The following is a 14349-nucleotide window of genomic DNA, read 5'->3' as shown; positions in this document are numbered from 1 at the left end:
TTATGAGATTTTACTGCCTGACGGTATATGGGCTGGTGGTGCTAAAAACCCGAGCTTCCCATCTCCGTTTTCGGCCATTAATATCATGCCCTGAGACATTACACCTCTCAATTTTCGAGGTGCCAAATTAGCCAAATAGGTTACCTTTTGACCTATGATTTCTTCAGGCTTGAATTGAAGCGCTATCCCGGAGACAACCGTTCTTTCTTCGCTGCCTACCTTTAATTCTATTTTTAATAATTTATCTGCCTTGGCCACTTTTTCCGCCTTGGTTATTTCTGCTACTCTTAAATCCATTTTCACAAAATCCTCATACTGGATTTCTGGTTGAAAGGTCTCGGTTTTGACCTCATCAACTTGTTTTGTTTCAGCATCTCTCGATTTCAATTTCTCAATTTGCTGATCGACAACGTCATCGTCAATCCGAGAAAACAAATGACTTGCTTTTCCGATTTGATGATCGAGATCTATAGCCATTTCACCTTCGGCAATCAATCCCAACAAATCCAACAACTCTCCTTTGCCTTTTAATTCCTCTAATCCGAGAATATTTCTAAGTTTTTTAGAAGTATAGGGCAAAAACGGTTCCATGATCACACTTAGGGCAGTCACGTATTGCATACAGATATTCATGACGACTTTGACGGTTTCAGGATCTTCTTTGACCAATTTCCAAGGTTCATTCTGTTGCAATATTAAATTGCCGGCAGAAGAAATATCCATGATGGATCGCAGTGCCGATCTAAAATCGTATTGTCGGACATATTGACAATATTCATCCATCTTGTCGAATAGAGTAAGCATCTCAGAATCGTGCCAAGTCGGCATATCTGGACCTTCGCTACCGATAAAATCAATATCTGGGTCAAATGAGGGGACTACACCGTTGTAGTATTTATTGGTCAACACCAAGACCCTATTGACAAAATTACCGAGATTATTGACCAATTCGTTATTATTGGCCTCTTGCCAGCCTTTCCATGTAAATTCCGAATCCTTCTGTTCCGGCATATTTTTATACAGGGAATATCGAAGTTCATCTACCCTATTGGGGATATCTTCAATATATTCATGAACCCAAACAGCCCAACCTTTGGAAGTAGATAATTTACGTCCCTCCAAATTCAAAAATTGATTGGCTGGTACATTTATTGGTAAATTAAAATCCCCGTGAAGCTTCAAAATAGCGGGAAAGATTACACAGTGAAACACGATATTGTCCTTGCCTATAAAATGGATCAATGCTGCATCATCTTTTTGCCAATAATCTCTCCAATCTTTCTGATTATCCTTGGCCCATTGTTTGGTGGCAGATATGTATCCGATAGGAGCATCCATCCACACATATAATTTTTTGCCTTCTGATCCTTCAATTTCTTGAGGTACATCAACCCCCCAATCCAAATCTCTGGTCATCGATCGAGGATGTAGTCCCCCATCTAACCATGACATACACTGCCCTACCACATGTTTTTTCCACATATTGGGATCGTGGTGGAAGGTCTTATCCAATTCACCATTCTTTATCCAATCTCGCAACCATTCTTCATTCTTTTGTAGGGGTAAATACCAGTGTTTGGTTGATCTCATCACTGGAACGCTACCAGAAATGGTTGACTTAGGATCAATTAATTCATTGGGGCTTAACGAATTGCCACAATTTTCACATTGATCACCATAGGCTTCTGGATGACCACAATTGGGACATGTTCCCAAAATATAGCGATCGGCCAAAAACATATTGGCCTCTACGTCGTAATATTGCTCCGATTGGATTTCTTCAAATTCTCCTTTTTGATACAGGGTTCGAAAAAATTCTTGAGAAGTCTCAGCGTGAATATCGGCAGAAGTCCGATGGTAAATATCAAATGAAACACCTACTTTTTCAAAGGTTTCCTTAATTAATCCGTGATATTTATCCACTATTTCGTGTGGACTTACACCTTCTTTTCTTGCGCGAATGGTAATGGCGGCGCCATATTCATCCGACCCACATACAAAAACAATGTCCTTGCCCATAAGGCGTTGAAACCTCACATAGGCATCGGCAGATAAATAAGCTCCAGCCAAATGACCTAAGTGTAAGGGACCATTGGCGTATGGAAGTGCCGCGGTAACCAAATATCGTTCAGGGTAAAATGTGTTCTGCATAGAAATAATGAATTAATGCACGAATATAATGGCTTTGCATTAATTAAACTACTACATTAAAATATAATCCTCGATTCTTTATTTTTACATTTTAACGAGATCAGTCTATACCACCTTCATTACATTATATTTTAAACCATTACAATAAAAAATTAGAGATTGCTAATAATGATATTTTCTAAAAATAATTTATCCACAGTATCCACTGCAATTTTTGCCTAGGATTCTATTTTTACCATTTTCTCCAACTCTTTCAACCTTTTTTTCAATTTTTTGATTTCTGCAACCACTTCTTTTTCAGAGGTTGGCAATGATTTACTCGACTCTATTCTTGCAATTTCATCTTCTACCCTGGTCATAAAGTCAGATAGCACATTCATATAGTTGATAAATGCTTCGTAGGGTGAATCATAGGGATTAAAATATTTATGTACATCGCCATCGCTAAACCATTTGGTACATTGATAATAAAAATGATCGCTGGTTTGCAATAGATGCCAATCGTGTCTCAACTTGGGATTGTCAATTTTTTCAATCATCTCCTCTAGGGAATACAATCGATCAAAAGCTTCGTCTTGCATTTCATTGCCCAGCCAAGCCGTTAAGTCTCGCTCTTCATCTGCCCAAGATATGGGATATTGGACGTTCATTGGAGCTATAGGCTGATAGGTAGCGGCAACTTCTGATGGTGTTTTAAAAGTGAAATTAGATTTTTCAAAAACCTGCTCAGGAAGCTTTCTCATAAAATCAAAGATTCCGGTTTCCGCCCATTGATGTTCACCAAAAGTTTCATAATCCATAAACAAATTGACTACTTCCTCATTGTCGTCCATTTGATTTAACCAGTCCACATATTTTTCTGTGGTTAATGGCCATTCTTCCCATGCGCGATTTGAAAACCGAAAAGCGATATCATCACTCATGGTAAAGTTCTTCAATAACAATTTCAATTTTGGAGATGTCGCACTGTTGTATATAAAATTGGGACTTCTCCATCCCAATACGTGTTTGGCTCCTTCAGTCAACATGGCTTTATATCCCATTTCATATACCATATTACTTATTTCATCAGAATATATAAGTTCAGTATTTCTAAACACCTTCGGTGTCTGACCAAACAATTCTTCGACCATAGTAACCTGGGTTTTTACTTGGCGTTCAAATTCCTCCTTGCTCTTCAGCGCACTAAGGGAATGACTATAGGTTTCTGCTAAAAATTCAACACAACCCGTATCTGCCAAACGCTGGAAACTCGCCAACACATCTGGTGCGTACTCTTTGAATTGAGTAAGCGCTGTACCACTTATTGAATATGAAATTTTAAATTTATCTCCGTGTTGATGAATGAGGTCCAACATCAACTGATTGGTGGGCAAATAACACTTTTCAGCTACCTTTCTCATTATCCTCTCATTGGCAAAATCATCAAAATAATGATCGCTTTTTCCTATATCAAAAAATCGATACCGTCTTAATCTATAGGGCTGATGTACTTGAAAGTAAAAACATATCGCTTTCATATATTGAAATTTTTATATTCATTTATTTTTTGATCATATAATTTTTTCACCTCTGCGGCTGCATTTTCCCATTTTAAGTTAAATACTTCTTCCTGCCCATATTTTTTAAAGGTGGAAGACAGGGCATTATAATTTAAGATACCATAAATAGAATCAGCAATGGCATCGACATCCCAAAAATCTACTTTAATGGCGTGGTTTAAAATCTCCGCCACTCCAGATTGCTTGGATATAATGACAGGTACGCTGGATCTCATGGCTTCCAAAGGACTTATGCCAAATGGTTCTGAAACCGATGGCATAACATAAACATCGCTCATAGCAAACATCCGAGGCACGTCATCTCCTTTGAGAAATCCGGTAAAATGAAAGTGAGTACTGATATTTAAATCGGCCACCCTTCGGATCATTCTATTCATCATATCTCCATTGCCAGCCATGACGAAACGCACATTTTTATCTCTGGAAATGACTTTATTAGCCGCCTCAATAAAATACTCCGGTCCTTTCTGAAAGGTTATTCTTCCCAGAAAAGTAACAATTTTTTCCCGAACTGATTTATTGACCGAATTCATTCCATCTGCTTCTGAAAAGTCCACTGCATTGTGTACGGTAAACACCTTTGCGGGATCAATTCCGTACTTACTAATCACTATTTCTCTGGTCCAATGACTCACCGCCACTACGGTGTCGGCCATTTCCATTCCCTTTTTCTCGATTTCAAAAACGGCGGGATTTACATTCACTCCGCTGCGATCAAACTCTGTAGCGTGTACATGAATAACCAAGGGCTTTCCCGATACTCGCTTAGCCGCAATTCCCGCGGGATAGGTCAGCCAATCGTGAGCATGAATGATATCAAAATCGTTGCGTTCTCCCAAACTGGCTCCGATAAGAGCATATCTCGACACCTCGCCCAATAGATCGAAACCGTATTCTCCTGAAAATGTCAATGTCTGATTGGTTGTTACTACATTGTCCCAGCTGTATTCACTAGAACCACCGTCCTTCCATTTTTCGTATTCTACTGGATCTACGTAAGGAACCAATACCGATTCGATTTCAATATATTGAAAATATTCTTTAAAATATTTGAAATCTTTTTCTTCAATGGACAATGGAACTTCTTCGGCTGAGACCAACTTTATTTGAGATTGATCTTCATCGCCATGTGACTTCGGGACTACAAAAATAATTTCTACATCTTGCTTTAGCATTCCCTTGGTCAATCCGTAACATGCTGTACCTAAGCCACCGCTAATATGGGGTGGAAATTCCCAACCAAACATCAGTACCTTCATATTAATTCTTATGTTTTTGAATAAATTTTAGAATTCTAATGACTTCAGCCACACTCCATGCTTGGGAAATAGCCCCCCTCGAATAATGTGGCGGATCGCCTTCGTATATTTCTGGAATCGATCCTATTCCGTATTGTACCATATCGTCTTCAAATCGCTGTAACACTTCCTCTGCCAATGGAATAGTAGCAGCACGTCCGTGTACTTTGATATACGATGCAAAAAAATGGCCCAATAACCATGGCCATACCGTACCTTGGTGATAGGCATTGTCTCTGGTCTTTTGGTCGCCATAGTACTTGCCTTTGTATTGAAAATTAGACGGAGACAAGGTTCGCAATCCTTTTATGGTAAAAAGATCTGACCTTATTCGGTCCACAATCCTGCGCTGTCTATCGGGATCTACGACAGAAAACGGCAATGAGATAGCAAATATTTGGTTGGGTCTAACATCTAAATTGCGTCCATTTTCATCCACATAATCGGCGAGATATCCCCCTTTCTCCACATAAAACACATCCATAAAATGTCGTTCAATCAAGGACGGAATATCTTTCCACTTTCCTACTTTCTTTTCTTTTCCCACTTTCTTAGCCAGGGATAGGGTAAATCGCAATGCATTGTACCACAAAGCACATATTTCGACTGCATACCCCCTACGAGGAGTCACAGGTTTTCCATCAACCACAGCATCCATCCAAGTCAGTGCATATCCCTCTTCCCCTTGCCAGATCAATCCGTTTTCCTTCATTTGGATATTATATGGTGCTTTGCCATTGGTATAGGCATCTAATATCTCCATCATGGTCTTGCCGTATTTTTTCCACAACATAGCCGAACCATCTTCATCCACTTCTAAATATCTCTGCAATACCCAAAAAAACCACAGTGGTGCATCCACACTGTTAAACAAGGTCGCATCTTCCAAATCGGTATTGGGAAACATGCCATCCTTCATTTCTCCCACCAGAGAATCCAACACCTTTAAACAGGTCTTAGTGTCCCCCAAACTCAGAGTCAATCCCGGTAATGCAATAAATGTGTCTCTGCCCCATCTGCCAAACCACGGGTATCCGGCAATAACTTGAGTCTTCTTTTTATTGTGGACAATAAATTGAGAAGCCGAATTGCGCAGACAATCTTCAAAAGAAGCCTTCGAAGGTCTGCGCTTGGTTTCTTGATTAAACAATCTCGTAAATTGTTTCACATTGCACACCTCTGTCGATGCAGAAAAAATAATTTTGTCTCCCTCTTTTAGACTGGCTTCAAAATATCCAGGCATAAATAAATCTTCATGCCCCTCATATCCACGATCTACTTCCTCTTTGTATTCGACATTGTAAAACCACGATGGATTAGCCACCCAGTCACATTTTTTATTTACTTGCATATACAGGGTCGGAAATCCCGCATACAACTGGTAACCTGCCCCTCGTTCGACTTCTTCATATTTGGTATTGGCTACCAAATTGGCATGGGTCAACGCATGGGCATTTCTAAAAGCCAACAAAGGATTTATTTCCAACTTTATCGGATAGGGAGATTTTTCTACCGTATACCGAATCATCACCTGTTCCTTGTTGTGAACGAAGAGCAATTCTTTTTTCAATTGGATATTGCCCACTCTATACCACAATGTCGGCGTCGGTGAATACTTGAAATCTACTAAATATTTATGGCCTTTTGGACTATATTTTTCTGGGAATTTGTGAATTCCAAGATTGAAATTTCTTTCATGAGTCACGATCTTATCATCCACACAGGACAGCAACACATGATTTTCACCATTGAACTCGGGCAATGGCAAAACCATTAATCCATGGTATTTCCTTGTGTTGCACAGGGGCAAAGTCGTACTCAAATAGCCACCGGCTCTATTGGTACTTAAAATTTCCCTATTGAGAGAATATTCTAAGTTCACCAATGACTCCTTATTAAAAGTCAAATACTCCATATAATATATTGAATTTTTTGTTGGTACCAAAAGGTAATCATTTTAATAATGATTGCCAATAAAATAGCATTAAAAAATTCTAAAGTTTTTGAATTTCAACAAGAAATTTAATACAAAAAGAATAATTATTCTTTTATATACACAAACTAGGATATGATTACATCAAAACATAACTATTTAAAATACAACAAAGTAGGATTTTTGTTAGATATTTATAAGGGAAAATACTATTTAATTCAAAATAGTAAATAAAAAAAACATATTTATCTTTTCACTATTTCTGATGATGCCGCTGACCTAGCAAATCATAAACTTCACCAAGGGGAATATTTTTCTCCGCCAAGAGTACCGTAAAGTGATACAACAAATCGGCAGCTTCACCCAAAAACAGATCTCTGTTGTCATCCTTGGCTTCTATTACCAATTCTACAGCTTCTTCACCTACCTTCTGTGCAATCTTATTGATACCTTTACTGAATAAATGATTGGTGTAACTCCCTTCTTTGGGGTTTTGTTTTCTGTCTAACACAATGTCCTCTAATACCGAAAGGTTAAAGACTTTGGCTTCGGGATCTAAATCAAAACAAGTAGATGTTCCCGTATGACATACTGGGCCTTGAGGTCGAACCCGCAATAATAGTGTATCATTGTCGCAGTCCATATACATTTTAGAAAAATGTAGAAAATTTCCCGAGGTTTCCCCTTTAGTCCACAAGCGATTCTTAGATCGACTATAAAAAGTGACTCGACCGGATTCAAAGGTCTCCAATACTGCACCAGCATTCATATAACCCAACATTAAAGTCTCCTGTGTAACTGAATCCTCTACTATGGCAGGCACCAAGCCTTCCCCCTTATCAAAATCGATATCTGCGATGTTCTCTTTGCTTATTTCTTTCATATTAACGTACGGTTATATTATTCTGTTTTAGATAAGTCTTTAATGTTGGTACTGGAATTTCACCAAAATGGAAAATAGAAGCTGCTAAAGCAGCATCAGCAGCATCGCGATCGAACAACTCCTTAAAATGTTCCTTCTGTCCTGCCCCACCAGAAGCAATCAAAGGTATGGTTAAAAATTCATTCATCTCGGCCAAAGCTTCTATTGCAAAACCCTGTTTGGTCCCATCGTGATCCATGGAAGTAAACAGAATTTCCCCTGCCCCATTGGCCTCAGCACGACGAACCCAAGAAAACAATTCTATATCGGTAGGTTTGGTGCCACCAGCAGTGTGTACCCACCACTGTCCATCGATATTTTTGGCATCCACCGCTAAGACAATACACTGAGATCCATAGGCATTGGCTGCATCGGCTATTAGTTCTGGCCTGCGCACAGCAGCCGAATTGATGGCCACCTTGTCCGCTCCATTCTCCAGCGCTATAGCAATGTCTTCGACTGAAGTAATTCCTCCTCCTATAGTAAATGGAATATTGATCTCCTTGGCCACACTGCGGGCTAAAGCCGCCAATGTTTTCCGTTTTTCTAAGGTGGCAGAAATATCTAGAAAGACCAATTCATCAGCCCCCTGTTCACTGTACAACTTACCCAAAGCTACTGGATCCCCAGCATCTCTAAGCGACTTAAAATTGACTCCTTTTACGGTTCGTCCGTCCTTGACATCCAAACAAGGAATTATTCTTTTTGCAACCATTAGGCTATTTTAATTTTTTACTTATTGCTTACTCCATTGGATAAAATCCAATTTTCAATCTCCTTCAAGCTTATTCTATTCTCGTATATGGCCTTACCCACGATGGCAGACTCACAACCTATGGCCTGCAGTTCTTCGAGATCATCTAAATTGGTTACACCACCGCTGGCGATCAAATAAGCCTTGGGACAGACCTCTAAAATTTCCCTATACAAATCCACAGACGGTCCCTTCAACATCCCATCCTTCTCAATATCAGTGGACAAAATGTATTGTACCCCTCGATCAACATAATCTTTAATGATTTCGATTACATCCATATCGGTGCTTTCCAACCATCCTCCCACGGCTATTTTCCCGTGATGGGCATCGGCTCCCAAAATGATTTTATCCGAAGTAAATTGAGTCAATATACTAAAAAACAAATCCGGATTTTTAAACGCTAAACTACCCACTACAGCTTGACTTCCCCCATAGTCAAATATTGTATCGATATCTTCGGCCGCTCTGACACCGCCCCCAAAATCTACGGACAATCCAGTCTGACTGGCTATTCGATCCAAAATGGAATAATTGACGACCTTGCCCGCCTTGGCACCATCCAAATCCACTAAATGTAAATATTCCACACCGTGATCTTCAAATGATTTGGCCACTTCTAACGGATCTTCATTGTAAATGGTTTTTTTCTGATAATCGCCTTTTTCTAGACGCACACATTTACCGTCAATAATGTCAATAGCTGGAACAATTCTCAATGTCTATATATTTATAAAATTTTTCAATAATATTTCTCCTTGCAAGCCGGATTTCTCAGGGTGAAACTGTGTGGCCATATAGTTGTCATTGGCCAATACAGAAGTAAATGGAAGTCCGTAATTACTTTGCCCTATTGTCACATCGGACAACTCTGCATAATAACTGTGAACAAAATAAAAATAGGGATCAGTTTCCAACCCTTTAAATAACTCATGACCGTTGCCATCTACGGTATTCCATCCCATATGAGGCACTTTCAATCCCATATCTCCGGGAAATTTCACAACCGACAAATCAAAAATACCCAAGCATTCCGTATCGCCTTCTTCTGAGTGTTTACACATCAATTGCAAACCTAAACAAATACCGAGAAATGGCTTTCTATAATTGCGAATTAAATCAGCCAATCCAGTTTCCTTTAAATAATTCATCGTCGTTCCCGCCTCTCCCACTCCTGGGAATATAATCTTATCCGCTGCATTCAATACATCAGCATCCCTGGTCAATATTGGCTCGACACCCAATCGCTCCAGAGCAAACAGGACCGATCTTATATTGCCTGCATTGTAATCTATTATGGCTATTTGTTTCATAATACTCCTTTTGTACTGGCCAAGGTAAGATCGTTGACATCGCGATGAATAGCCGCTTTAATAGCTCTGGCAAAGGCTTTGAATATGGCCTCTATTTTATGATGTTCGTTATCTCCTTCTGCCGTGATTTGAAGATTGACTTTTGCAGTATCCGAGAATGATTTAAAAAAGTGTGAAAACATTTCAGTAGGCATTTGCCCTACCATTTCTCGAGAAAATTCAGCCTTCCAAATAAACCAAGGTCGCCCTCCGAAATCGATTAATACCTGTGCAGCAGCATCGTCCATCGGAATGGCAAATCCGTAGCGCTGCATTCCTATTTTACTACCTATGGCCATATAAAATGCCTCTCCAAGCGCCAAGCCCGTATCCTCTATGGTATGGTGTTCGTCGATATCCAAATCTCCATTGACTTGAATGTCGAGATCTACTCCGCCGTGTTTGGCTACTTGATCCAACATGTGATCGAAAAAACGAATACCTGTATCTATATTACTTTTGCCTGATCCATCGATATCCAACACTATATCTATCTTGGTTTCTTTGGTATTTCTAACATGGTGGACTCGTCGAGGTAATCCAATGAGAAAATCTCGTATTTCCGTCCATTTTTCAGCTTTTTTGGCAATCACTCCCTCCATATCCACACCGTTCAATACATGGTCTTCTTGTGTATCGGTAGACTTACCCAACATTATACCTCGGCATCCCAAATTCTTTGCCAAGATCATATCGGTATATCGATCTCCTATGACAAAGGAATTGGCCAAATCATAATCCCCAGTAAAAAAGTGTTTTAACATACCAGTGCCCGGTTTGCGCGTATCTTTATTGTCGGCTGGAAAACTGCGATCAATATGTATTTCGCGAAATTCAATGCCCTCATTTTTCAGACATTGCAGCAGTAAATTATGAGGTCCCCAGAAAGTTTCTTCTGGATAGGATTCCGTACCCAAACCATCCTGATTACTGACCATGACCAATACATAGGTCTGGGTAGCCACTATATCTTTAAGAGCCGAAATACACCCTGGGAATATTTCAAATTTTTCATAGGAGTCCACTTGATAATCCCCCAATGGTTCTTTTAGCAATACCCCATCTCTATCTATAAATAATACCTTCTTACTCATTGATTATAGTTGTTCATTCTTTCTATAAATATCTTATTTTCTTCTGGACTGCCTACAGTCAACCGCAAACAATCTTCACACAATACCACATTGCTTCGATCTCTAATCACTATCCCCTCTGTACGCAAATATTCAAACAATGACTTGGCTCCAATACATTTAAACAACAAAAAGTTGGCATCAGAAGGATAAACCTCCAAAACACTAGGATGGTTGACCAAAAAATCCCTCAATTGATTGCGCCCTTCTATAATGGTTGCTATTTCATCTTGAACCTCCTCTAGTTTGGACAGACTTTGCAAGGCGATTTCTTGAGAATAACTGTTGATATTATAGGGCGGTTTAACCGCATTCATCAATCGGATAATCCAAGCCGGACCAAATGCCATTCCCATTCTCAAACCAGCCAACCCCCATGCCTTACTAAAGGTTTGGAGAATCACTAAATTGGGACAAGATTCTATATATTGTATCATTGAAGGTTGACTTGAAAAATCAATATAAGCTTCGTCTATTACTACAATACCGTGAAACCCTTTTATCCCCCGCAACAACACATCGGCATCGATGGCATTCCCTGTGGGATTGTTGGGACTGCACAAAAACAATATCTTATCGGCCGAAGTAGTGTGAGCCAACACAGTATCGATATCCAAACTATAATCGGGATTCAAAGTCTGACGATTGACCGCTACATTATTGATATCAGCGGCTACTCTATACATTCCATAGGTAGGCTCCACGGTCACAATCTGATCGACACCGGGTTCACAAAATATTCTAATAAGCAAGTCGATGGCTTCATCACTGCCATTGCCTATGAAAATTTCATCGACAGCGCACTTTTTAATTTCAATCAACTTATTTTTTAAAGCCGATTGAAAAGGGTCTGGATATCTATTCCACCGATGATGCGAAAACGGATTTTCATTGGCATCTAAGTATATGTCTGCATGTCCAGTAAACTCGTGTCTAGCAGACGAATATGGTGTTAAAGCAGCGATATTGGGCCGCACCAATTGGACAAAATCTTTTTCTTCCATAGTAATTACTTTGTATCCGTAATTATTGTTTATCTAAACGTATTAAAACCGCTCTTCGGTGTGCTTCCAATTCCTCGGCAGCAGCCATCGGGGAAATAATCTTCTCCAAATGTGTCAACCCAGTTTTAGATATCTCTTGAAAGGTTATTTTCTTTACAAATGAGTCCAGTGACACACCAGAATAAGCAGTGGCAAATCCATTGGTAGGCAGGGTATGATTGGTACCTGAAGCATAATCCCCTGCGCTTTCCGGAGTATAGGGACCAATAAATACCGATCCCGCGTTTGCGATGTCAGCCAACTGATAACTCTTCGTATTTCGCTGAATGATTAAATGTTCAGGGGCGTAAAAGTTGATCACTTCTATGGCCTCCTTCTCATTGGCCACCACAATACTGCTGTTTTCCAGTACTACTTTGATTATATCTCTTCGAGGGAGAAATTCCAATTGCCTTTCCAACTCAGCCTCTACTCTAGCGCCGTAATCGGGAGAATCACAGACCAAGACTACCTGACTATCGACACCGTGTTCTGCTTGAGCCAATAAATCTGCCGCTACAAAATCAGGACGAGCCTCATCGTCACACCACACCAAGACCTCTGACGGACCGGCTGGCATATCGATGGCCACACCTTCTTGTTGAGCCAAGACCTTGGCACAAGTCACATATTGATTGCCTGGACCAAAAATTTTATTGACTTTGACTACGGTATCAGTACCATAAGTCATGGCTGCTATAGCTTGGCTTCCTCCCACCTTATACACAGCATGGACTCCACACAAGGAAGCCGCATAAAGAATGGCTGGGTGAATCTGTCCCGACCGATTAGGTGGTGAACAGAGTACTATTTGAGGACATCCTGCCACTACAGCGGGAACTGCCAACATAAGTACGGTAGACAGCAGAGGTGCTGTTCCTCCGGGGATGTAAAGGCCCACAGTATCTATGGGTCGGCTTTCACGCCAACACTGCACTCCGGCTTGGGTCTCTATTTTTTCAACCTCTACTTCTTGACTGCGGTGAAACAACTCAATATTTGCCTTTGCTTGTTTTAAAGCAGCCTTTAATTCGTCATCTATTAAGTCAACAGCCCTTGACATTTCTTCTTGACTTACCTGAATATCAGTCAAGGACACCCGATCAAATTCTTGGGTGAGGGCCAAAAGACCACGATCACCTTCATCTCTGACCCGATCCATAACCTTCCTCACTACAGTGGACAACTCGGCCATATTCTGCAATGGTCTAGCCAACTTTTCCGCCCAGTTGGACTCTTGATTAAAATAAATGTATTTCATTTCTTTTGTAATTGTATGATAAACTATTACAACACCATTTTCTCAATAGGCACTACCAATAAGCTCTCTGCACCTTGCTCTTTTAATTGGTCTATAACATCCCAAAAATCTTCTTCTTGAACTACTGAATGGACACTAGACCATCCTTTTTCAGCCAAAGGAAGGATGGATGGGCTCTTCATGCCTGGGAGTATAGATATGATTTTTTCTAAATTTTCATTGGGTGCATTCAACAAGATATACTTGCTGTTGGAGGCTTTTTGAACGGCTTTTAATCTAAACAAAAGTTTGTTTAACAAGTCCATTTTTTCTGCAGACATATTGGTATTGTTGATCATGACTGCCTCCGATTTCATGATTACCTCAACCTCCTTCAAACCATTGCTCAACAGTGTAGATCCAGTACTTACGATATCGCAAATACCTTCGGCCAAGCCAATACCTGGAGCTATTTCCACAGAACCAGAAATGGTTTGAATCCCTGCATTGACATTGTTCTTCTTGAGATATTCCTCTAAAATCACCGGATATGATGTGGCAATATCCTTGCCAGCCAAATCTTGAATTCCTTTATAAGCTTGATCTCTTGGGATGGCTATTGACAAACGGCACTTTGAGAATCCGAGTGGCATGGTAATCTCGGCTTTTTTCATGGATTCTTTGATCACATTGAGGCCTACAATACCTACGTCGGCGATTCCATCCTGTACATATTCAGGAATATCATCATCTCTCAAATAATAGATATTGGCAGGAAATCCACTGCTGGGTGCTATTAATCCCTTCCCACTTGAACTAAATCTCAGTCCACAATCTCGCAGCAGTTTGATGGAATCTTCACTCATTCTGCCTTTTTTCTGAATTGCAATGTTTAGCATAGTCTGTTTTTTAAATAAAAAATGGCTTACCAACAAATAGTGATAAGCCTCAAAATCTTTAT

The 14349-nt window shown here is 40.0% G+C and carries 12 protein-coding genes; all 12 read right to left on the bottom strand.

Going from position 1 to position 14349, the window contains the following annotated elements:
* The 12 genes from metG to hisG all read right to left on the bottom strand — a co-directional run bounded on the left by metG (position 1) and on the right by hisG (position 14287).
* Positions 1 to 2151 carry a methionine--tRNA ligase gene (gene metG / locus LVD51_RS01535; protein WP_236969411.1) on the bottom strand — a complete coding sequence of 717 codons (2151 nt, stop codon included), beginning with the start codon at positions 2149 to 2151 and terminating at the stop codon, positions 1 to 3.
* A 218-nt stretch (positions 2152 to 2369) separates the two neighbouring features.
* The gene (locus tag LVD51_RS01530; RefSeq protein WP_236969410.1) at positions 2370 to 3671 is read right to left on the bottom strand and encodes a glycoside hydrolase family 57 protein; all 1302 of its coding nucleotides are present in this window, start codon (positions 3669 to 3671) and stop codon (positions 2370 to 2372) included.
* Positions 3668 to 4972: a glycosyltransferase family 4 protein gene (locus LVD51_RS01525; protein WP_236969409.1), complete on the bottom strand. Its 1305-nt coding sequence runs from the start codon at positions 4970 to 4972 to the stop codon at positions 3668 to 3670. Before LVD51_RS01525 ends, LVD51_RS01530 begins: the two co-directional genes overlap by 4 nt.
* Before the next feature lies 1 nt (position 4973).
* Positions 4974 to 6926 (bottom strand): amylo-alpha-1,6-glucosidase, encoded by a 1953-nt coding sequence (locus tag LVD51_RS01520; RefSeq protein ID WP_236969408.1) that lies wholly within the window; start codon positions 6924 to 6926, stop codon positions 4974 to 4976.
* A 274-nt stretch (positions 6927 to 7200) separates the two neighbouring features.
* Positions 7201 to 7827 carry a bifunctional phosphoribosyl-AMP cyclohydrolase/phosphoribosyl-ATP diphosphatase HisIE gene (hisIE, locus tag LVD51_RS01515; RefSeq protein WP_236969407.1) on the bottom strand — a complete coding sequence of 209 codons (627 nt, stop codon included), beginning with the start codon at positions 7825 to 7827 and terminating at the stop codon, positions 7201 to 7203.
* A 1-nt stretch (position 7828) separates the two neighbouring features.
* Positions 7829 to 8581: an imidazole glycerol phosphate synthase subunit HisF gene (gene hisF / locus LVD51_RS01510; protein ID WP_236969406.1), complete on the bottom strand. Its 753-nt coding sequence runs from the start codon at positions 8579 to 8581 to the stop codon at positions 7829 to 7831.
* Positions 8582 to 8598: 17 nt separating this feature from the next.
* Positions 8599 to 9339 carry a 1-(5-phosphoribosyl)-5-[(5-phosphoribosylamino)methylideneamino]imidazole-4-carboxamide isomerase gene (gene hisA, locus LVD51_RS01505; protein ID WP_236969405.1) on the bottom strand — a complete coding sequence of 247 codons (741 nt, stop codon included), beginning with the start codon at positions 9337 to 9339 and terminating at the stop codon, positions 8599 to 8601.
* Positions 9340 to 9342: 3 nt separating this feature from the next.
* Positions 9343 to 9933 carry an imidazole glycerol phosphate synthase subunit HisH gene (gene hisH, locus LVD51_RS01500; RefSeq protein WP_236969404.1) on the bottom strand — a complete coding sequence of 197 codons (591 nt, stop codon included), beginning with the start codon at positions 9931 to 9933 and terminating at the stop codon, positions 9343 to 9345.
* The gene (gene hisB / locus LVD51_RS01495; protein WP_236969403.1) at positions 9930 to 11066 is read right to left on the bottom strand and encodes a bifunctional histidinol-phosphatase/imidazoleglycerol-phosphate dehydratase HisB; all 1137 of its coding nucleotides are present in this window, start codon (positions 11064 to 11066) and stop codon (positions 9930 to 9932) included. Before hisB ends, hisH begins: the two co-directional genes overlap by 4 nt.
* On the bottom strand, positions 11063 to 12109 hold the full coding sequence (gene hisC / locus LVD51_RS01490) for a histidinol-phosphate transaminase (RefSeq protein ID WP_236969402.1): 1047 nt from the start codon (positions 12107 to 12109) through the stop codon (positions 11063 to 11065). The genes hisB and hisC overlap by 4 nt, the downstream gene beginning before the upstream one ends.
* 22 nt (positions 12110 to 12131) lie before the next feature.
* Complete coding sequence (gene hisD / locus LVD51_RS01485; RefSeq protein ID WP_236969401.1) at positions 12132 to 13409, bottom strand: histidinol dehydrogenase; 1278 nt, start codon at positions 13407 to 13409, stop codon at positions 12132 to 12134.
* 26 nt (positions 13410 to 13435) lie between these two features.
* Positions 13436 to 14287 carry an ATP phosphoribosyltransferase gene (gene hisG / locus LVD51_RS01480; RefSeq protein WP_236969400.1) on the bottom strand — a complete coding sequence of 284 codons (852 nt, stop codon included), beginning with the start codon at positions 14285 to 14287 and terminating at the stop codon, positions 13436 to 13438.
* Between the last annotated feature and the right edge of the window lie 62 nt (positions 14288 to 14349).

It is taken from the genome of Membranihabitans marinus (genome assembly GCF_021729155.1).
GTDB classification, from domain to species: Bacteria; Bacteroidota; Bacteroidia; order Chitinophagales; family Saprospiraceae; genus Membranihabitans; species Membranihabitans marinus.
Note: the sequence above shows the minus strand (reverse complement) of the source record. Positions and strands in the feature narration are given on the sequence as shown.